The organism is Sphingopyxis sp. SCN 67-31 (assembly GCF_001725095.1).
This window is the reverse complement of the sequence record NZ_MEFH01000066.1, coordinates 1-20,530: the sequence shown is the minus strand read 5'-3', so window position 1 is coordinate 20,530 and position 20,530 is coordinate 1. Positions and strand designations below refer to the sequence as shown.

General features: G+C 68.6%; 19 protein-coding genes. 9 read left to right on the top strand and 10 right to left on the bottom strand.

The genetic code is table 11. The features are described 5' to 3' along the window. Positions 1 to 241 precede the first annotated feature (241 nt). Positions 242 to 1,597, top strand: coding sequence for a DNA recombination protein RmuC (locus tag ABS88_RS13695; protein WP_067186214.1), 1,356 nt, complete (start codon positions 242 to 244; stop codon positions 1,595 to 1,597). Between the two features lie 121 nt (positions 1,598 to 1,718). Here the strand turns inward: ABS88_RS13695 and ABS88_RS13690 are convergent, their stop codons facing one another. The 8 genes from ABS88_RS13690 to ABS88_RS13655 all read right to left on the bottom strand — a co-directional run bounded on the left by ABS88_RS13690 (position 1,719) and on the right by ABS88_RS13655 (position 8,606). Continuing rightward, the gene (locus tag ABS88_RS13690; RefSeq protein WP_067186212.1) at positions 1,719 to 2,432 is read right to left on the bottom strand and encodes an META domain-containing protein; all 714 of its coding nucleotides are present in this window, start codon (positions 2,430 to 2,432) and stop codon (positions 1,719 to 1,721) included. A gap of 152 nt (positions 2,433 to 2,584) precedes the next feature. Further along, positions 2,585 to 3,400, bottom strand: a complete 816-nt coding sequence (locus ABS88_RS13685) for a TrmH family RNA methyltransferase (protein ID WP_404950384.1) — start codon at positions 3,398 to 3,400, stop codon at positions 2,585 to 2,587. Positions 3,401 to 3,620: 220 nt separating this feature from the next. Continuing rightward, a complete protein-coding gene (locus ABS88_RS13680; protein ID WP_067108681.1) occupies positions 3,621 to 3,899 on the bottom strand; it encodes an HPr family phosphocarrier protein in 279 nt (92 codons plus the stop codon). Next, positions 3,896 to 4,300, bottom strand: a complete 405-nt coding sequence (locus ABS88_RS13675; RefSeq protein ID WP_067187185.1) for a PTS sugar transporter subunit IIA — start codon at positions 4,298 to 4,300, stop codon at positions 3,896 to 3,898. The genes ABS88_RS13680 and ABS88_RS13675 overlap by 4 nt, the downstream gene beginning before the upstream one ends. 38 nt (positions 4,301 to 4,338) lie before the next feature. Then, complete coding sequence (rapZ, locus tag ABS88_RS13670) at positions 4,339 to 5,277, bottom strand: RNase adapter RapZ (protein WP_067186209.1); 939 nt, start codon at positions 5,275 to 5,277, stop codon at positions 4,339 to 4,341. Beyond that, complete coding sequence (locus tag ABS88_RS13665) at positions 5,274 to 5,720, bottom strand: HPr kinase/phosphorylase (RefSeq protein ID WP_067186207.1); 447 nt, start codon at positions 5,718 to 5,720, stop codon at positions 5,274 to 5,276. Before ABS88_RS13665 ends, rapZ begins: the two co-directional genes overlap by 4 nt. A gap of 557 nt (positions 5,721 to 6,277) precedes the next feature. Next, on the bottom strand, positions 6,278 to 7,891 hold the full coding sequence (locus tag ABS88_RS13660; RefSeq protein WP_286750000.1) for a sensor histidine kinase: 1,614 nt from the start codon (positions 7,889 to 7,891) through the stop codon (positions 6,278 to 6,280). A gap of 4 nt (positions 7,892 to 7,895) precedes the next feature. Then, complete coding sequence (locus ABS88_RS13655) at positions 7,896 to 8,606, bottom strand: response regulator transcription factor (RefSeq protein WP_067112304.1); 711 nt, start codon at positions 8,604 to 8,606, stop codon at positions 7,896 to 7,898. A 250-nt stretch (positions 8,607 to 8,856) separates the two neighbouring features. Here ABS88_RS13655 and ABS88_RS13650 point away from each other — a divergent pair, with 250 nt between their 5' ends. Next, positions 8,857 to 10,458 carry a phosphoenolpyruvate carboxykinase gene (locus tag ABS88_RS13650; RefSeq protein WP_067186205.1) on the top strand — a complete coding sequence of 534 codons (1,602 nt, stop codon included), beginning with the start codon at positions 8,857 to 8,859 and terminating at the stop codon, positions 10,456 to 10,458. Positions 10,459 to 10,465: 7 nt separating this feature from the next. Here ABS88_RS13650 and ABS88_RS13645 read toward each other — a convergent pair whose 3' ends face one another. Next, positions 10,466 to 10,951: a hypothetical protein gene (locus ABS88_RS13645; protein WP_311880154.1), complete on the bottom strand. Its 486-nt coding sequence runs from the start codon at positions 10,949 to 10,951 to the stop codon at positions 10,466 to 10,468. Further along, complete coding sequence (locus ABS88_RS13640) at positions 10,948 to 11,394, bottom strand: cupin domain-containing protein (RefSeq protein ID WP_067186204.1); 447 nt, start codon at positions 11,392 to 11,394, stop codon at positions 10,948 to 10,950. The genes ABS88_RS13645 and ABS88_RS13640 overlap by 4 nt, the downstream gene beginning before the upstream one ends. Before the next feature lie 191 nt (positions 11,395 to 11,585). Here ABS88_RS13640 and ABS88_RS13635 point away from each other — a divergent pair, with 191 nt between their 5' ends. The 7 genes from ABS88_RS13635 to ABS88_RS13605 all read left to right on the top strand — a co-directional run bounded on the left by ABS88_RS13635 (position 11,586) and on the right by ABS88_RS13605 (position 20,287). Continuing rightward, positions 11,586 to 12,287: a Crp/Fnr family transcriptional regulator gene (locus tag ABS88_RS13635; RefSeq protein ID WP_237233572.1), complete on the top strand. Its 702-nt coding sequence runs from the start codon at positions 11,586 to 11,588 to the stop codon at positions 12,285 to 12,287. Positions 12,288 to 12,453: 166 nt separating this feature from the next. Next, positions 12,454 to 12,636, top strand: a complete 183-nt coding sequence (locus tag ABS88_RS13630) for a hypothetical protein (protein WP_067186202.1) — start codon at positions 12,454 to 12,456, stop codon at positions 12,634 to 12,636. A gap of 1 nt (position 12,637) precedes the next feature. Further along, positions 12,638 to 12,991: a cupin domain-containing protein gene (locus tag ABS88_RS13625; protein ID WP_067186200.1), complete on the top strand. Its 354-nt coding sequence runs from the start codon at positions 12,638 to 12,640 to the stop codon at positions 12,989 to 12,991. Between the two features lie 32 nt (positions 12,992 to 13,023). After that, positions 13,024 to 15,273, top strand: coding sequence for a nitric-oxide reductase large subunit (locus tag ABS88_RS13620; protein WP_067186199.1), 2,250 nt, complete (start codon positions 13,024 to 13,026; stop codon positions 15,271 to 15,273). Further along, the gene (locus ABS88_RS13615; RefSeq protein WP_082737361.1) at positions 15,270 to 16,475 is read left to right on the top strand and encodes an NnrS family protein; all 1,206 of its coding nucleotides are present in this window, start codon (positions 15,270 to 15,272) and stop codon (positions 16,473 to 16,475) included. The genes ABS88_RS13620 and ABS88_RS13615 overlap by 4 nt, the downstream gene beginning before the upstream one ends. Positions 16,476 to 16,671: 196 nt before the next feature. Then, on the top strand, positions 16,672 to 18,999 hold the full coding sequence (locus tag ABS88_RS13610) for a glycosyltransferase family 4 protein (protein WP_067186197.1): 2,328 nt from the start codon (positions 16,672 to 16,674) through the stop codon (positions 18,997 to 18,999). Positions 19,000 to 19,090: 91 nt separating this feature from the next. After that, positions 19,091 to 20,287 carry a glycoside hydrolase family 130 protein gene (locus tag ABS88_RS13605; protein ID WP_404950382.1) on the top strand — a complete coding sequence of 399 codons (1,197 nt, stop codon included), beginning with the start codon at positions 19,091 to 19,093 and terminating at the stop codon, positions 20,285 to 20,287. Positions 20,288 to 20,530: the final 243 nt, after the last annotated feature.

The window sequence follows — 20,530 nt, the reverse complement described above, 5'->3', positions numbered from 1 at the left end:
CACCCACCACTGGGGGAAACCTTGGGTCGATGCCTCCTTGCTCCCGGGCAAGCATCGGCCCAGCTTTTTTGGGAGGGCCGACGGGATATGGGCTCTCGCGCCCGCCGAGCGTGCCGATCGGCGGTGCGGCGCGGGTGGAGGCCTGTCGGGCGGTGCTGCCGTTCGGGCCGATGCGTTGATCGGAGCCGGCTGCCGCCGAAACCTCTGGCCAAAGGCGCAGCGTTCATTCTATGTTCCGTGCATGGATATGCTCTCGCTGATCGCCGCTCTTGTCGCGCTCGTCCTAGGCGCTCTGATCGGCTGGTTGTTTGCCGGGCGGCAGGCGGGGGCGCTGCGGGCCGAGCGTGACGGGTTGGCCGAGCGGTTCAAGATCGCCGTGACCGACCTTGCCGCAGAGGCCGACGCGCGCAAGGCCGCCGACCTGCAATTGTCGGCGCTGCTCGCCGAGCAGAAGGCGCGCGATGCCGCGCATGACGCGCAGATCGCCCAGCTTCGCGAGGCGCAGGCGGCACTTACCGCGCAGTTCCGCGAGGTTGGGCAGGCGATGCTCGGCGAGGCGCAGAAGGCGTTCCTCGAACGCGCCGAGGCGCGCTTCCGGCAGAGCGAGGAAAGCGCGGGGCAGAATCTGAAGGCGCTGCTGTCGCCCGTCCACGAGCGGCTCGAAAAATATGAGCGGGCGGTGACGAAGGTCGAGGCCGACCGGCAGAGCGCCTTCGGCATCCTGCAGGGGCAGATCGAATCGATGCGCGCGCAGAACGAGCGCGTGTCGAGCGAGGCGGCGAAGCTGGTCAACGCGCTGCGCAACGCGCCCAAGGCGCGCGGCCGCTGGGGCGAGCAGCAGCTTCGCAATGTCCTCGAAAGCTGCGGTCTTTCCGAACATGCCGATTTCCAGACCGAGGTCAGCGTCGCCGACGGCGAGGGCGGGCGGCTGCGCCCCGACGTGGTGGTGCGGGTGCCGGGCGGGCAGAATCTGGTCATCGACGCCAAGGTGTCGCTCAACGCCTATCAGGACGCGTTCGGCGCGGTCGATGAGGGGGAAAAGACGGCGCATCTGGCGGCGCACGCCGCGGCGATGAAGGCGCATGTCAACGCGCTCGGCGCCAAGGCCTATTGGAACCAGTTCGACGACACGCCCGACTATGTCGTGATGTTCGTCCCCGGCGAGCATTTCCTCGCCGCCGCGCTCGACCAGGATACGGGGCTGTGGGACTATGCGTTCGAGCGCAAGGTGCTGCTCGCGACCCCGACCAACCTGATCGCGATCGCGCGCACCGTCGCCGCGGTGTGGCGGCAGGAAAAGCTCGCGGGACAGGCGCGCGAGATCGCGGCGCTCGGCAAGGAACTGTACGCGCGCATGGCGACGATGGGCGGGCATATCGCGCGGGTCGGCAAGAATCTCGACCAGGCGACGGGCGCCTACAACGCCTTCGTCGGCAGCTTCGAATCGCAGGTGCTGACGCAGGCGAAGCGTTTCGAGGCGCTCGATATCGAGACCGGCGGCAAGGAAATCCCGACGCTGCCGGTCGCCGAACAGGCCGCGCGCCCGCTCGCCAAGCTGGCGGCAGCGCCGAACGCGGTGAACGACGCGGGCGAATGAGTCGCCATTGCTGCGTAGGCGGCATGTCGGCTTGGAGGCGCATGCCCGACCGGCATCGCTCCCCCGATCCCCGATCCCCGCTCGCCAACGGGGCGATGGTTCGGATTTTACGCCCGCGGTTCTATATCGCCCGCTTGAGCACGGCCGTCTTGCCGTCCCTGCCGGTCAGCACCATCGTGCCGTCCGCCGGGAAATCGACGCGCACCGGCGCCTCCATCAGGGCGAAGAAGCCGCGTTCCTGTTCCATCGCGGGGCCGGGGCAGGCCATCAGCGTTGCCGCGAGTCGCCCCGCGGTCAGCATTCCGTCCTTGACCGAATAGCTGCCGCCGAAGCGGTTGCAGCCGGCGCTGCCGCTCATCCGGTCACCGTCGAATTGCAGCTCGGCCGGCCGGTCGCCGGCGATCGCGACGCCGCCGATCGACACGAAGGTCCAGTGGGTGCCGGCCAGTTCGCCCGGCGGCAGGATCGCGCCGCCGCAGCCCTTCACCGTCTTGCCGTCGGCGGTCACCGTCACCGTGTCGCGATAGCGCCGGTCGCTCATCCCGTCGCTGCACGCGGCGTGGGCGACGTCGACCGTCAGGCGTGGCGTGACATAGCGTTCGCCGCCCGACGACGCGCGCGCGCCGGGGTTCGGCACGACGATATTCGTATCGCCGTAATCGCCGGCATAGTTCAGCCTTTCGGGGGTGATCTCCAGCGTCCAGCCGGGCTCGGTGCCGACCGCCATATAGGCGCCGGCGGGCGGCGGCGCATCGCCGGGCGCCTGCGGCGTCCCGGTGGACGCGCAGGCGGAGAGGGCGAGGGAAAGGGCGAGCAGGGGCAGCGTTTTCGTCATGGTCGTCTCCAGGAACGCGTTCGTGTCGGGTGGAGCCGGGATAGTCCGCGTCCTGTTCGGCACGCGCCCCGGTTCCGCTCGACTCGAACGGAAAGGCGGGCGTCTAGTTGCATGGGACTGGCGCTTTTCTGAACGATCCGGCCAAGCGCCGTTCATCTTCGCCGCTGGTTCAGCACCTCATAGGCCATCACCGCCGCGGCGACCGCGGCGTTCAGGCTGTCGGCCTTGCCCAGCATCGGCATCTTCACGCGCACGTCGGCGGCGGCGGCATAGGCGGGCGGTAGCCCCTGCGATTCGTTGCCGATCAGCAGGAAGGTCGGCGCGGCATAGCGCACCGCCTGATAATCCTTGCTGTCGTCGCCCAGCCAGGTCGCGACCAGCTCGCCGCGGCCGGCGCGCAGCCAGGGCAGGAATTCGTCCCAGCGCGCCTGCACCAGCCGCTGGGTGAAGATCGCCCCCATGCTCGCGCGCACCGCTTCCACCGACCAGGGATCGGTGCTGTCGTCGAGCAGGATCAGCCCGCCCGCCCCGACCGCATCGCCGGTGCGCAGCATCGTGCCGAGGTTGCCGGGGTCGCGCAGCCGCTCGGCGACCAGCCAGATCGGCGCGGCGTCGCGGTCGATGTCGGCCAGTGCGGTCTGCGGCTCGGCATAGATGCCGACGACGGTCTGCGGATTGTCCTTGCCGGAGAGTTTGGAAAGGATCGCGGGCGTCGTGTCGATCACCTCGCCGCCCGCCGCCAGCGTCGCCTCGACCAGCGCCTTCGCCAGCGGATGCCCGGCGGCGCCTTCGTCGGCGAGGAACAGCCACTGCGGCAGCACCCCCGCCTCGCGCGCCTCGGTCGCGATCCGCAGCCCTTCGGCGAGGAAGAGGCCTTCGGCGCGGCGGTGCCGTTTCTCGCGCAGCAGCCGCATCCGCTTGACCAGCGGGTTGGAGAGACTTTCGATGCGGGAACGGCGAGTGGTCAACGATGGACGTCCCTTAGAGCGTGATAATGTTTGGATAAACCATGTCGTGTCCCCGCGTAGGCGGGGACCCAGAGTGATGTGGCACCGACCTTGACTCTCCCCGCTTCTGGACTCCCGCCTGCGCGGGAGCACTCGGCTTTGCAAGCTAAGATAATCATGCCTCAGGGCACGCAAACTTTTATATTCGCTCGACACGAACGGGAATGCGGAATGGCGCCCGTCAATCCTCGCCGAAGCTGTCCTTGACGAGGCCGACCAGCTTGAGCAGCGCGGTGTCGGCGCCATCGCCGCTAGTGTGGATGGTGATGCTGTCGCCTTTCGCCGCGCCGAGCATCATCAGCCCCATGATCGATGTGCCGTTGACGCGCGATCCGCCTTTTTCGACCTCGACCGTCACGGTTTCGGGCAGGCGGCTGACGAAGGTGACGAACTTGGCGCTGGCGCGCGCGTGGAGCCCGCGCTGGTTGGTGATCTCGACGGTCTCCGACGCTTCGCTCATGGCCCCACTCCCAGCATTTCCGACGCGACGGAGATATATTTCTGGCCGGCTTCCTTCGCCGCGATCACCGCGGCGCGCAGGTCCATCGCCTTGCGCGCGCTTTCGAGCCGGATCAGCATCGGCAGGTTGACCCCCGCGATCACCTCGGTCCGCCCCTGTTCGAGCAGGCTGATCGCGAGGTTCGACGGCGTGCCCCCGAACAGGTCGGTCAGCATGATGACGCCGCGTCCCTCGTCGACCTTGCGGATCGCCTCGGCGATTTCCTTGCGCCGCATTTCCATATTGTCGTTGGGGCCGATGCACACGGTCGCGATCGCGCGCTGCGGGCCGACGACATGCTCCATCGCCGTCACCATTTCCTCGGCGAGCCGGCCATGCGTGACGAGGACCATACCAAGCAGCGGCAGCGCTTTATCGGTGGGCATGAAATCGACGACCCTTATGCTTGTCCGCCGGATGCGGGAGATGCGGGCGGGGGCTTGCCCTCAAGCCCATCTTGCGGGGCGGAGTCAAGGTTGCGGTGGGTGACGGTCGGAAGGTGGCCCGCGGCCTGCAGCGTCCCGGCGACGCGTTCGGCGACATGGACCGACCGGTGGCGCCCGCCGGTGCAGCCGAAGGCGATGGTGACATAGCTCTTCCCCTCGGCGCGGTAGCGCGGCAGCAGCGTCAGCAGCAGCGTCTCGATCTGCGACACCGTCGCCTCATAGGCGGGGTCGGCGGCGACATAGGCGGCGACCGCGGGGTCGAGCCCGGTGCCGGGGCGCAGCGCCGGGTCCCAGTGCGGATTGCGCAGATAGCGCATATCGAAGACGAGATCGGCGTTGCGCGGCAGGCCGCGCGCGAAGCCGAAGCTCAATATGTTGAGCGCCGGTTCGTTGTCGCCGTCGTCACCGAACCGGTGGCGGATCTCTTCCTGCAGGTCGTTGCTCGAATAATTGGTCGTGTCGACGACATGCTCGGCCCAGCGACGCAGCGATTCCATCATCTCGCGCTCGCGCGCGATGCCGTCGGCGGCGGGGCGATCCTCGGCGAGCGGATGGCGGCGGCGCGTCTCGGAAAAGCGGCGTTCAAGTTCGGCGCCCGCGCAGTCGAGGAACAGCGTCTGGATGTCGCGCCCGCCCGCGGCGCGCAGGTCCTTGATATGACGGACGAGCAGCGAGGGGCGGAAGCCGCGGCTGCGGCTGTCGATGCCGACCGCGAGCGGCCGGTGCGCCTCGCTGCGCTTGACCGGCGCATCGATCAGCGGTTCGAGCAGCGACAGCGGCAGATTGTCGACCACCTCCCAACCGAGGTCCTCGAGCACCTTGAGCGCGGTCGACTTGCCGGCGCCCGCGAGGCCGGTGACGAGCAGCAGGCGCGGTTCGGCCGGGGCGGTCATGCCGGGGTCGCCAGGCGGTCGAGCGCGAGCATGACCTTGATCGGTGCCGACGCCTCGAAGGCCGAAAGCCGCAGGGCGGGCAGCGGATGGCCCGCGACCGTCTCGACCTCGCCCGGGTTGGGCATGCGGTCGTAGCGGTCGGCCAGCCGTACCGCGAGCGCGAGCGGCACCGGCGCGGCGAAGGGCTGTTCGACGATGCCGATCCCGCGCACCTCCAGCTTGCCCTCCAGCGCCTCGGGCGGCCGGCACCACAGCGCGCCGTCCTGGCGCCAGACGTCGCAGCGATCGTCGGCGACCAGCCGCGCGCCCCGGTCGATCAGCCGTAGCGCGAGGTCGGACTTGCCCAGCCCGGACGGGCCGAGCAGCAGGATGCCGCGGCGCCCGGCGGCGACGCAGCTCGCATGGATGTTGACGATCTCTGGCACGGTCCGGCTCGAAAGCATCGCCTAGGCTTAGCTGCGGCGGGGTAGGGTAGCAAGGGCGGCAAACCGGCGGGTAGCGGGTTTGCGCCAACTCTGGATTGCCGCGTCGCTTCGCTCCCCGCAATGACGATTCCAACGCATGGCATCAGGCTTTATGGTCCTTGGGGATTCGGCGTTCGGCGCACCGCCTCATCCGTTCGTCATGCTGAACTCGTTTCAGCATCCATGACCGGACGTTGCCCTTTGCGCCGCCTTTCAGGCGAGGGCAGACCATGGACCACCGGATCGGGTCCGGGGCAGGCTCTGAAACAAGTTGGCACATATGTCCTTCAGGCAAGTCAGGCGCCGTTCCCCGGCGAAAGCCGGGGTCCAGATGGCACAGCGCTGCCTCGCATGGACCCCGGCTTTCGCCGGGGAACAGTGACTTGTCGAAAAGGGATCATTGCCAGACAAGTTCAGCGTGACGGAAGGGAAAAACCGTGCCGAAACCCGAATCCCCACAGATTATAACGAACAAGTTCGCAGGCCTCGCTGCCCCTCCCGCTTGCGGGAGGGAAGATTGGTGAATGCCGCCGGACTCAGGCGACCGTTTCGTTTCCGTCGCCGGCCGGCAGGGTGATCAGCAGGCTCGCGCCGCGCCGGCCGTCCTCGCGGTCTCGCGCGGCGATGGTGCCGCTGTGACCCTCGATGATCGTGCGCGCGATGGCGAGACCCAGCCCGCTGTGGCGGCCGAAGGCCTCGCCATCGGGGCGCTCGCTGTGAAAGCGGCGGAAGATCGCCTCGCGCTGCGCCGGATCGATGCCGGGACCGTCGTCGTCGACGCGCACATGCACCTCGTCGCCCAGCCGCGTCGCGGCGATGCAGACGAGACCGTCCGGCGGCGAGAAGCTGATCGCATTGTCGATGACATTGTCGATCGCGCGTTCGATCCGGTGTCCGTCGCCCATCACCATCGTCGTGCCGCGGCGTGGGCGCGCGAAGGCGATGCGCGGCCCGTTCGCCTTCTGTCCGTCCGCCCCCTGCTCGGCGCGCGCGGCGCGGCCCGCGAGCATCGATTCGATCATCAGCCCGATGTCGATCGGCTCGAAATGGGTGCGCGAAAGCTGCGCGTCGATGCGGCTCGCGTCGCTGATGTCGGTGACGAGCCGGTCGAGTCGGCGCACATCCTCGTCGGCGATGGCGAGCAGCTGCGCGCGCTGTTCGTCGGTCCGGACGCGGCCCAGCCCCTCGATCGCCGAGCGGACCGAGGCGATCGGATTCTTGAGCTCGTGCGTTACGTCGGCGGCGAAATGCTCGCCCGCGTCGATGCGTTCGCGCAGCGCCTGCGTCATGTCGCTCAGCGCGCGGGCAAGGGTGCCGATCTCGTCGCGGCGGCTCGGCAGGCGGGGGACGACGACCTCGCGCGCGCGGCCGAGGCGGACGCGCACCGCCGCGCGCGCCAGCCTGCGCAGCGGGCGGACGATCGTGCGCGCCAGGAACAGCGACAGCAGCACCGATGCGACCAGCACCATCGCCATCACCACCGCGAGGCGGAAGCGTTCGGCGCGCACGGTGCGCGTGATGTCGCGCGCGTTGAGCGTCATCAGCATCACCTCGGGCGTTTCGAGGTCGACGACGCGCGTCGCGCTGAGCAGCGGCGTGCGTTCGGGCGCATAGCGGAACCGCGTCGCTTCCACTCCGCTGCGCAGCGCTTCCACCACCTCGGGCCACGCAGCGGCGCGATCGTCCAGCGGCTCCTCGAAATCGGGATGGGTCGGCGCGCCGACGATCCAGTCGATGCCGCGGTCCATCGCGCGCGCGGCGTCGCGTTTCCACGGCTGCAGTTCGGGGTCGCGCAGCGTATAGGTCGGCGGGGCGTGCGCGAAGCTGTCGTCGACCTTGCGCCCCGCGGCATCGTAGAAGCGCAGCCGCGATTCGGTCGCACGGGTGAATTCGCCGATCAGCCGCTGGCGCTGGTCGGGGCGCGCCGCCTCGAGCGCGCTGTCGAGCATCGCGAGCTGGTCCTCCATCACCGCGATGCGCGTGTCGACCAGCCGGGTGCGATAGGTGTCGAGATAGAAGAAGCCGCCGGCAAGCAGCGCGACCGCCAGGATGTTGACCGCCAGGATGCGCGTCGTCAGCGACCAGCGCGCCGACCAGACGAGCGGCGCCTCTTCCTGCTCGGCTGCGGATGCCTCCTCCGACCTGCGCATCGCCCTAAGCATCGTCGGAGAAGCGGTAACCCGCGCCATAGAGGGTTTCGATCGCGTCGAATTCGGAATCGACCTCGCGGAACTTGCGGCGCAGGCGCTTGATGTGACTGTCGATCGTGCGGTCGTCGATATAGACATCGTCCTGATAGGCCGCGTCCATCAGCTGGTTGCGGCTGCGGACGATCCCGGGGCGGCTGGCGAGCGTTTCCAGGATCAGGAATTCGGTGACGGTCAGCGTCACGTCGCGCCCGTCCCAGCTCACCTTGTGACGCGCCGGGTCCATCGTCAGCCGCCCGCGCGAAATGGGTTCGGCGACCGGCTCGTCGTCGGCGCCGGCGCTGCTCCGGTTGAGTTCGACGCGGCGCAGGATCGCGCGGATGCGCGCGATCACCAGCCGCTGCGAAAAGGGCTTGGCGATATAATCGTCGGCGCCCATCGCCAGACCCAGCGCCTCGTCGATCTCGTCGTCCTTGCTGGTCAGGAAGATGACCGGAAGCTGGCTTTTCTCGCGCAGCCGGCGCAGCAGTTCGAGCCCGTCCATGCGCGGCATCTTGACGTCGAAGACGGCGAGGTCGGGGGGATTGTCGATCAGCGGCTTCAGCGCCGCCTCGCCGTCCGAATAGACGCGCGTCGCAAAGCCTTCGGCCTGGAGCGCGATCGACAGGGATTGCAGGATGTTGCGGTCGTCGTCGACCAGCGCGATGGTTGCCGTCATGCTCTTTCCAATGGCTGGGCGCCCCGCAGGCGAACTAGCCGATCCGGCGGCCATCGACAACCGCGCACGGCCCGGCCGCGATTCACCCTTTAATCTTTTGACCTGCCCCGTCATCCTCGCTAACGCGACTGGATATCTACGGAATCGGCGTCACGTCGGCACCCATGACGCATGCGGGCCAGCCCTTCTGCTCGGCAGGCCGCGCATCGCGAACCAGGCGGGCCGCAGCGCCAGGGAAAGGCGAAGATAGATGACCAGGATTGCGATCGGCGATGCGACCGTCGAAACGAAAGCGGACGTCGCCGACAATTGGGGCACGGCCCGGCTCGTCGAGGATGCCGTCCGCCATGGCGAAGGCCTGCTGGCCAAGGACGGCCCGCTCGTCGTCGCCACCGGCAAGCACACCGGGCGCAGCGCCAAGGACAAGTTCATCGTCCAGGACGACGAAACCCGCGACACCATCTGGTGGGGCAAGACCAACGTCGCGATGACGCCCGATCATTTCGCGGCGCTGAAGGCCGATTTCCTCGCGCATCTCGCCGCGTCCGGCCGCCTCTATCGCCAGCAGCTGTTCGGCGGCTCGCAGCCCGAATATCGCGTCGGCGTGCAGGTGCTCACCGAATATGCGTGGCACAGCCAGTTCATCCGCACCCTGCTTTGCCGCCCGACCGCCGACGAGCTGGCGGCGTTCCAGACCGACTATACCGTCATCGACCTGCCCAGCTTCCGCGCCGACCCGGCGAAGCACGGGACGCGGAGCGAGACGGTGGTCGCGGTCAATTTCGCGGAGAAGCTCGTGCTGATCGGCGGCACCGCCTACGCCGGCGAGATGAAGAAGTCGGTGTTCGGCATCCTCAACTATCTGCTCCCCGCGCAGGGCGTGATGCCGATGCATTGTTCGGCGAACATCGGCCCCGACGGCGACACCGCGGTCTTCTTCGGCCTGTCGGGTACCGGCAAGACGACGCTGTCGGCCGATGCGTCGCGCACGCTGATCGGCGATGACGAGCATGGCTGGTCCGACACCGCGGTCTTCAATTTCGAGGGCGGCTGCTATGCCAAGATGATCCGCCTGTCCGAAGAGGCCGAACCCGAAATCTATGCGACGACGCGGCGCTTCGGCACCGTGCTCGAAAATGTCGTGATCGACCCCGAAACGCGCGCGCTCGACCTTGACGACAACAGCCTCGCGGAAAACACCCGCGGCGCCTATCCGATCGACTTCATCCCGAACGCGTCGGACGCGAACATGGGGCCGGTGCCGAAGACGGTGATCTTCCTCACCGCCGATGCCTTCGGCGTGCTGCCGCCGATCGCGCGGCTGACCCCCGACCAGGCGATGTATCATTTCCTGTCGGGTTACACCGCCAAGGTCGCCGGCACGGAGATCGGCGTGACCGAGCCCGAGGCAACCTTCTCGACCTGCTTCGGCGCCCCCTTCATGCCGCGCCACCCGAGCGTCTACGGCAATCTACTCAAGGACCGCATCGCGAAGGGCGGCGTCAGATGCTGGCTCGTCAACACCGGCTGGACCGGCGGCATGGCGACGATGGACGGCATCAAGCGCATGCCGATCAAGGCGACGCGCGCGCTGCTCAACGCCGCGCTCGACGGCAGCCTGAACGACGCCGAATTCCGCCGGGACCCGAACTTCGGTTTCGAATATCCGGTCGCGGTGGCGGGCGTCGACAGCGCGATCCTCGACCCGCGCGAAGCCTGGGTCGACAAGGCCGCCTATGACCGCACGGCGCAGTTGCTGGTGCAGCAGTTCATCGACAATTTCGCGCAGTTCGCGGACCATGTCGACGAAGGCGTCCGCCGGGCCGCCCCGCAGGCCGCCGTCGCCGCCTGACGCCGGATCAGAAGGGAAGCCATCCGTGGCTTCCCGCCACGGCCCCCAGGATCGTCGCCATCGCGAGCACCAGCAGCACCACGTGCACGCGGTGCAGCGCGGTGAAGGCGCGCTGCGGGTCGCGCCGTGCCCATGCCGGGAAATAGCGGTGCAGCACGAACGGCTCGCCGACGAACAGCAGCAGCGCGAACAGCGACCAGACGATCACCATCGCGTGCATCCACCAGAAGCGGGCTTCGGCGAAGCGGTCCCACAGGTCGAGGCGTTCGATCATGTAGAAGCCGGTGAGCCCGACCAGCAGCACCGCCGCGCGCGCCTGCCATACGAAGCGGCCCTCGAAGGCGTGGAACGCCGCGACGCGGTCTTCGCCGAACGTGCCGCGCCGCACCGCGGGCAGCGCGACGGTGGTCGCCATCGACACGCCGCCGATCCAGACGACGACGCCCAGGACATGGAGCGCGCGGGCGAGCGCGAGATCGTCGATGCCGGTCATCGCGCCACCTGCGCCGCCGCCGCGGGCGACAGCGCCCCGTCCCGCACCAGCACGACCTGAAGCAGCACGTCGCCGTCGCGGGCCGCGGCCCAATGCTCGCCGCCCTCCGCGGGGATGACGATCACGCTGCCCGGGCCGAAGCGGCGCTCGGTTGCCTTGTCGAGACTGGCTCCGTCGCCCCAGGACAGCGTGCCCGACAGCACCGTCAGCAGGCGCACCGGTCCGGTCGCGCCGTGCGGCGGCAGCATCTTCCCCTTGTCGATCCGCAGCAGGAAGCTGAGCGGCCGGCCGTCGGCGTCGGTCGCGAGCACCGCCTGCTGCGCGGCGCCGTGAACGACGGCATAGGTCAATCGGTCGAGATCGAGTCGCGTCGATTGCGCCGACGCGGACCCCGGTATCGCGAGCGACGCGGCGGCGGCGAGAAGCGGAAGGCGGCGGAGCATTGGCGGATCCTTTCCGGTGTCGAACGATCGGCCGGCGCCATGCGTCGGCGCAGAGCATATGATTGCTGTTGCGAATGGATTGCATATAAGCGGTGTCGGCGGCGTCGGCTTTGTGCCAGCGCAAATCGCGGGCGCATCGGGCCGGCCGCTGCGGTGACGTGATGCGTGAGAGAGTAAGGCAGGGGATGGACATGGAGCCCGCAGTGTCGCTCGACCGGATCGGCGCGCTCGAGCTGTTCGCCTCGCTGCCGGCCGAGGCGCTCGAGCCGGTCCGCGCCGCGATGCGCACGGCGCGGGTGGAGAAGGACGCGGTCATCTTCCGGCAGGGCGACCCGGTGTCGCGCGCCTATGCGCTGGCGTCGGGCAGCGTCCGCATCGTGCAGGGCGGCGCCGACGGCGGACAGGCGATCGTCCGCTTCATCGCGCCCGGCGAGATGTTCGGCACGGTGCCGCTGTTCACCGATCACCGCTTCCCCGCCGATGCCGTCGCCGTCGAGCCATCGACGGTGCTGACATGGTCCGAACCGCAACTCCTCGATCTGATGACCCGCTATCCGGCGATCGCGATCAACCTGATCCGGGCGCTCGGCGAACGCATGGCGCAGCTTCAGGAACGCGTCCGCGAACTGACCACCTGGCGCGCAGAACAGCGCATCGCCCAGGCCGTCCTGCGGCTCGCCGCCCAGTCGGGGCGCGACGGGTCGCGCGGCACGACGATCGAGATACCGCTGCGCCGCAAGGACCTTGCCGAATTCGCGGGGACCACGCTGCATACCGCCAGCCGGACCGTCGCGGCCTGGGAAAAGGCGGGGCTTCTGGAAAGCCGCGGCCAGCGCCTGACCATCCACGACCTCGAAGCGATCCGCCGCTTGGCCGAGGGCGACGAGGATTAAGGCGTCCCGTCCAGACGACGCCGCGCTCCGGCGCCCGTTCCGGCTCGATCCCGCAAACCGCCGGACAGTTTGATCCAGCGCAAACCCATTGCCCCGAACTCTGCTATCGTCTCTCATAGTCGAATGCGCGTCCGGCGGTCCGGGTCGCGCGGATGGAGGATGGGCGATGCTCTGTCCCGAATGTGGTGAAGTAACCGGCCCCGGGCCGCTCGATGCCCGGCGCGGCGCACGCGAAGGCGCGCGCGGGGCAGGAGCGGTGCGGCGCTGGTGCGTCGCGGCGCTGCGGGGCGTCGGACGCGGCCTCTGCCTTGCGCGGCGCGGCGATTCGCCGTCCGCGGGGGAGGCCTGACATGGCGCTCCATCATTGCCGATCGGGCGAAGTGGCGCGCCTGGGCACGCTCGACGATCCGGCGACACGGACCGCGGCGCTCGCCAGGAATGCGTCGTTCGAGGCGGTCCATCTGGTCGTGCGGGCCGGCGAGTCGATCGCCCCGCATCAGGTCGCCGGGTCGATGACGCTTTACTGCATCGCGGGGCATGTGCGCTTCGAGGGCGGCTCGCCGGCCGAACTGCGTACCGGCGACTGGCTGTTCCTCGAACCCGGCGCGCGGCACGCGGTCGAGGCGGTGGCGGACAGCTCGCTGCTGCTGACGATCCTGTTCGACGAATCCGACAAACGTCAGGCGCCCGACGGGGCCGCCTGACGCACATGCTTTTCATATAGACGGGGGCTCTCGTGGGCGAATATCGCAAGCTTTGGTGGACGTTGATCGCGGTCCTGACGGTGACGTTCGCGATCCTGGGGATTTCCGGGGTAGAGGTCTATCGCAAGGCACCGCCGATTCCCGAACGGGTGACGACCGCCTCGGGCGAGGTGCTGATGACCCGCGACGACATCATGGCGGGGCAGGCCGCGTGGCAGAGCACCGGCGGAATGCAGCTCGGCTCGATCTGGGGGCATGGCGCCTATCAGGCGCCCGACTGGTCGGCCGACTGGTTGCACCGCGAACTGACCGCGTGGCTGAGCCTCGCGGCGCAGGAAAGCTATGGCAAGGCGTTCGACGCGCTCGACATCGCGCAGAAGGCGGCGCTGACCCATTGGCTGAAGGAGGAATATCGCCGCAACACGCTCGATCCGGCGACGGGCGTCGTCACCGTGTCGGACCTGCGCGCCCGCGCGATCGACCAGACCGCCGACCATTATGACCGGCTGTACGGAAACGACCCGGCGCTGCGCGAGATGCGCGACAATTACGCGATGAAGGAAGCGACGCTGCCCGACGCGGCGAAGCGTGCGGCGCTGACCGACTTCTTCTTCTGGACCGCCTGGGCCGCATCGACCGAGCGGCCGGGGACGGTCGCCACCTATACCAACAACTGGCCGCCCGAACCGCTGATCGGCAACCAGCCGACGCCGGAGAATATCCTCTGGTCGCTCGCCTGCGTCGTGATCCTGATCGCGGGCGTGGGCGCGCTGATCTGGGGCTGGGCCTTCCTGCGCCGCCACGACGACACGCCGCTCGTCGCCGCGGACAAAGACCCGCTGACGCTCGCGGCGCTTACCCCGTCGCAGCGCGCGCTCGGCAAATATCTATTCGTGGTGCTGGCGCTGTTCATCTTCCAGGTGTTCATCGGCGGCTTCACCGCGCACTACACGATCGAGGGGCAGAGCTTCTACGGCGTGGATGTGTCGCAGTGGTTCCCCTATGCGCTGACCCGGACCTGGCACGTGCAAAGCGCGGTGCTGTGGATCGCGACGGCCTTCCTCGCCGCCGGGCTGTTCCTCGCGCCGGTCATCCACGGCAGCGATCCCAAATATCAGAAGCTGGGGGTCGACCTGCTGTTCTGGGCGCTGATCCTCGTCGTCGTCGGGTCGTTCGTCGGCAATTACCTGTCGATCGCCCAGACGATGCCCGACGGGCTCGGTTTCTGGCTCGGGCATCAGGGCTATGAATTCCTCGACCTCGGCCGCGTCTGGCAACTCGCGCTGTTCGCGGGCCTGCTCTTCTGGCTGGTGCTGATGCTGCGCTGCATGCTGCCGGCGCTGCGCCGCCACGAAGGCGACAAGAGCCTGCTCGCGCTGCTCACCGTTTCGACGATCGCGATCGGCCTCTTCTATGGGACCGGCCTCTTCTATGGCGAGCGCACCCACATCACGATCATGGAATATTGGCGCTGGTGGGTCGTTCACCTGTGGGTGGAGGGCATTTTCGAAGTGTTCGCCACCGCCGCCATCGCTTTCATCTTCGCGTCGATGGGACTGGTGTCGAAACGGATCGCGACCGCCGCCAGCCTCGCCTCCGCCTCGCTGTTCATGGTCGGCGGCGTGCCGGGCACCTTCCACCACCTCTATTTCTCGGGAACGACGACTCCCGTCATGGCGGTCGGCGCGGCGTTCAGCGCGCTCGAGGTCGTGCCGCTGATCGTGCTCGGTTACGAGGCGTGGGAACATTGGAGCCTGCGCGACCGCGCGCCGTGGATGCGCGCGCTGCGCTGGCCGCTGATGTGCTTCGTCGCGGTCGCCTTCTGGAACATGCTCGGCGCCGGGGTGTTCGGCTTCATGATCAACACGCCGGTCGCGCTCTTCTATCTCCAGGGGCTCAACACCACCGCGGTTCACGCCCATGCGGCGCTGTTCGGGGTCTACGGCTTCCTCGCCCTCGGCTTCACGCTGCTGGTGCTGCGCTACATCCGGCCGGAGATCGCGTTCAACGAGCGGCTGATGCGCGTCGGTTTCTGGGGGCTCAACGCAGGGCTGGTGCTGATGATCTTCACCAGCCTGCTGCCGGTCGGCCTGTTCCAGTTCGAGGCGAGCGTGACCACCGGCATGTGGTACGCGCGCAGCGATGAATTCCTGCAGCAGGGCTTCCTCGAAACGCTGCGCTGGATCCGCACCTTCGGCGACGTGGTGTTCATCGTCGGCGCGATCGCCGTCGCGTGGCAGGTCGTGATCCTCGGCCTGGCGCGCCGGGGCGCGCGGGCATGACGATCGCGGCGGCCACTGGCGGGGCGCGGAGCGGCGCAGGCTCGCCGCTCTGGCTGCGTGGCGCCTACCGCCTGTTCTTCGGGGCGGGCGCGCTGTGGGCGGTCATCGTCGTCACCCTGTGGGTCGGCGCGCTGGGCGGCCGCTGGGTCTTGCCCACCGCGATGGAACCGCTCGCCTGGCATCAGCATGAAATGCTGTTCGGCTATCTGAGCGCGATCATCGCCGGTTTCCTCAGCGCCGCCATCCCCAACTGGACCGGGCGGCCGACGGTGACCGGATGGCGCGTCGCCGCGGTCGTCGGCCTGTGGCTCGCGGCGCGGCTCGCGATCCTCTTTTCCGCGACGGTGCCGCCACTGGTCGGCGTCGCGCTCGACGTCGGCTTCCTGGCCGTTCTGCTCGCCTATGCGACGCGGGAAATCGTCGCGTCGGGCAACCGCAACAAGCCGATCCTGCTCATCCTGCTCCTGTTCGCCGCCGCTTCCGCGCTCGATCATGCCGGGGCGATGGGGATGCTCGCCGATCCGGCGCTGGGGATGCGGACCGGCTTCGCGCTGATCCTGCTGCTGATCTCGATCATCGGCGGCCGGATCACCCCGGCCTTCACCCGCAACTGGCTGATGCGGCAGGGCCGGACCGATCGGCTGCCGACAATGGCCAACCGCTTCGACACGGCGGTGATCGGGGCAACGGCGCTTGCGCTCGCGCTGTGGAGCACCCGACCCGACAGCATCGTTTCCGCAGCCCTTCTGCTGGTCGCAGGAGCCCTTCAGGCCGCCCGGCTCTCCCGCTGGGCCGGCCTGAAGGCGCGGGACGACGCGCTGGTCTTCGTCCTTCACCTGTCCTACGCTTGGCTGCCGCTCGGGCTGGTGCTGCTCGGCTGCGCGATCATCCACCCGTTCATCCCGGTATCCAGCGCGATCCACGCGCTCGGCGCCGGCGCGATGGCGGCGATGACGCTGGCGGTGATGACGCGCGCGACGCGCGGCCACACCGGCCGGCCGCTGGAGGCCGACCGGCTCACCGTCGGCATCTATATTCTCGTTCATCTGGGGGCGCTGCTGCGCGTGGCGGCGCCGTTGCTGCCGATCGATTACATGCTCGCGATCCGCATCGCGGGCGGGTTGTGGAGCGCGGCCTTCCTGCTGTTCGTCCTCGCCTATGTGCCGATGGCGGTGCGCCCGCCCCCGGGCGCCCGGCGCTGATCCGGCGGCCCGCGCCGCCGCTTTCATAACCTGGATCAGGAAACCGGACGCGTCCGCGGCTGGCGGCGCGCAACCTGTCGACCGGCCGGGCGTTGCCATGACGGGACCGCCGTCCGACGAATGCGGAAGGACGGCGGCTCTTTGTTGCTTGCGGGGGGAGACGGTTTCAATCGGGGGAACGGACGGAAGGCCTGCCATGAAATATGATGCCGAGGACAGCTTCTTCGCTCGCTTGCTCGACGACGATCACGCCATCGCCGAAACGCCTGCCTCGTGGACGCATCCCCGCACCCGCCGCATCGCGCTGATCGGCTGTTTCCGGCCGCGGCGTTGCGGGATCGCGACCTATACCGCCGACGTTCACGATCATCTGCGGCGCGAGCATCCCGAAATCGGCATCGACGTCTATGCGATGCGCGCCGATCCCGAACAGCCGGACGATGCCGACGTCGTGGCGGCGATCGACGCCGACGATCCCGAATCCTATGCCGCCGCCGCCGCCGCCATCAACCGCAGCGGCGCCGACGCCGTCTGGCTGCAGCATGAATTCGGCATCTTCGGCGGCCGGGCCGGCGCGATGGTGCTCGAACTGGTCGAGCGGCTCGCGGCGCCCCTCGTCGTCACGCTGCATACGGTGCTTGCCGCGCCCGATGCCGATCAGCGCCGGGTGATGGACGCGCTCGTCGCAAGGGGCTCGCGGCTGATGGTGATGAGCGAGCACGGTCGCCAGACGCTGATCGACGTCTATGGCGCGCCGCCCGGCAAGGTCGCGCTGATCGAACATGGCACGCCGGTGCGCCCCTTCTCCGCGCGGTCGCCGCTGCGCGACCGGCTCGGCATCGGCGATCGCCCGATCCTTTCGACCTTCGGGCTGCTTGGGCCGGGCAAGGGGCTCGAAACCGCGATCCGCGCGCTGCCGGCCATCGCCGAACGGCACCCCGACATCCTCTATCGCATCGTCGGCGCGACCCATCCCAACCTGATCGCCGCCGAGGGTGAGGCCTATCGCGAAAGCCTCGAACATCTTGCCGCGACGCTGGGCGTCGGCGACCATATCGCCTGGGACAATCGCTTCCTCGATGCCGAGGACCTGCTCGACCAGATCGAGCTGTGCGACATCTATCTCGCCCCCTATCCCAACCTTGCGCAGGTCACGTCGGGGACGCTTTCCTATGCGGTGGCGCTGGGCCGCGCGGTGGTGTCGACGCCCTTCATCCACGCGCGCGAACTGCTGGCGAACGACGTCGGCGTGCTCGTCGCGCAGGGCGACAGCACCGCGATCGCCGATGCCGTCCTCGCGCTGCTCGCCTCGCCCGAAGAGCGGCACGCGCTCCAGATGCGGGCCTATGAGCGCGGCCGGCGCACCGCCTGGCCGCAGATCGTCCGCCAGAGCGCCGCGCTGCTCGACCAGGTGATCGCCATGCCGCCGCGCCTGCTTTCGACGCCGCGGACGGCCCCGTCGCTGTCGGGCGTGTGGTCGATGTGCGACGACGTCGGCATCCTCCAGCACGGCCACGGCCCGGTCGCCGACCGCGACCACGGCTATTGCATCGACGACAATGCGCGCGCGCTGATGCTCGCCGACCGCGTGCGCTTCGACACGGTGCAGGCCTATGAGGAGCGGGCCTTCCGCTTCGCCTCCTTCATCCAGCATGGCTGGAACCCGGAGCTGCGGGCCTTCCGCAACTTCATGGGATACGACCGGCGCTGGCTGGAGGATCGCGGGTCGGCGGACAGCAACGGCCGCGCGATCTGGGCGCTCGGCCATTGCGCCGCGCATTCGCCCTCGAACGACCTTGCGCGCTGGGCGCGCGAATGGTTCGACCGCGCCGCGCAGAGCGCGGCCAGCGTCGAAAGCCCGCGCGCGGTCGCCTTCGCGATGCTCGGCGCCGACGAACTGCTCGCGCGCTTCCCCTCCGATGCGCTGGCGGGGGAGATACTGGGGTGCGGCGCCGCCTTCCTCGAGCAATTGCGGTCCCGCTGGGGCACCGAGGGATGGAACTGGTTCGAGCCGACGCTGACCTATGACAACGCCCGCCTGTGCGAGGCGCTGCTGCGCGCCGGGCGCACGCTCGGCGTCGCGGCGTGGCAGCAGGCGGGGCTGGCCACGCTGGCGTGGCTCTGCGACCGGCAGACGGCGACCGCCGGCCATTTCCGCCCGGTCGGCTCCGACGGCTTCGGCCGCCTCTACCAGGCGCTGCCCTTCGACCAGCAGCCGCTCGAAGCCTGGGCGTCGATCGAAGCCTGCGGCGCGGCGCTGGCGATCAGCCGCGACACGCGCTGGCGCCGCCATGCCGACGCCGCGTGGCGCTGGTTCTTCGGCGCCAACGACCGCGGCGAAGCGCTGGCGAGCATCGAGACCGGCCGCTGCTGCGACGGACTGACCCCGCGCGGCGTCAACACGAATGCCGGGGCCGAATCGACGCTGGCTTTTCACCTTGCCTATCATGCGATGGACGCCCTAGTCTGGCCGGGGGGTGCCAGGAAGGACGCCGGCTTCACGCATGCTGATATGCAGACCTGATCAATCGCCGTTACATATCCTCGATGAAAAGCTGAACGCGGACCCTTCGCGGGTCGTGCTTCGGCCCTTTCACCTCGCCTGGCAGGCAAGCGTGTCCGAACCCTCGCGCGCCGCGCAGCTCGTCAGCGACATATTGACGCTCGACGACGATCAGGCGGAGGCCGAGCTGGATATCGTCTGGCAGGATTTTTCGGAACGCCACTGGCAGATCGGGCGCATCTTCGACCAGCGTTTTGCCGAGATCGCGGAGGACGTGCGGCTGGCCCGGGCGTCGGTGTCGCCGGTCAAGCAGCGGCTGATCGGCGCCTATTTCTGCCACGAATACAGCTATGCCGCCGCGGCGCTGATGAACCCCAGCGTCGTGCCCCATCCCGACCAGAGCGGGCTGAGCGGCGGCCAGCAGCGCTTCCTGATGTCGCTGCGCGCGGTGGGCGAGGGGCATATCAGCTCGATCGCCTTTCGCGAGGGCATGATCGGGCCGGGCGGCGATTTCCGGCTGTGGCCGCAATCGGGGCCGGCGATGGCCGCGGTGGTCGACGACCGCCACCGGATGGAGGCGGACGGGGCGGTGACCGTGCACCGCCAGCCCGACAGCGCCATATCGAACAGCGTGCTGTTTCCCGTGACCGAGGCGCAGCGCAACGGGCTGGAGGATCTGCGCCTCGTTTCCTTCACCCACGACGACGGCCGACGCGAATATATCGGCACCTACACCGCCTATTCGGGTCGGGCGATCCGGTCGGAAATGCTGCGCACGACCGATTTCGCGAGCTTCTGCCTCGAACCCTTCACCGGCCGCGCCGCGCGCAACAAGGGCATGGCGCTCTTCCCGCGCAAGATCGGCGGCCGCTACCTGATGGTCGGGCGGCAGGACGGCAAGAATGTCACCCTGCTGTCGTCCGACAGCCTGACGCACTGGGACGACGAGGGCGAACTGCTGCTCAGCCCCGAATTCCCGTGGGAATTCGTCCAGATGGGCAATTGCGGCAGTCCGATCGAGTGCGACGAGGGGTGGCTTCTGCTGACCCACGGCGTCGGCGCGATGCGCAAATACAGCCTGGGCGCCGCGCTGCTCGACCGCGACGATCCGTCGCGGGTGATCGGCCGCACCGCCTGTCCGATCCTGACCGCGGCGGAAAGCGACCGCGAGGGCTATGTCCCGAATGTCGTCTACACCTGCGGCGCGATGCGCGTCGGCGACGAACTGTTCATCCCCTACGGGATTTCGGACAGCGCCATCGGCTTCGCCACCGCCTCGCTCGACGACCTGCTCGACCTGCTGCTTTAGACTGATGCCATCGAATGGGATCGTCATTGCGAGCGGCGAAGCCGCGCGGCAATCCAGAGTGTGCGGTAACCGCTCTGGATTGCTTCCCCCGGATCAGGTCCGGGGTCGCAATGACGAAGGGGGACAATCCAAAGTCATCAGAGTCTAGGCGACGTTTACATTCACGCGGCACATTTGATGGCTGCGACGAGATTGAGGAAGCCAGCGTAGTTTCTGGCGAGCTTGTCGTATCGGGTTGCGATG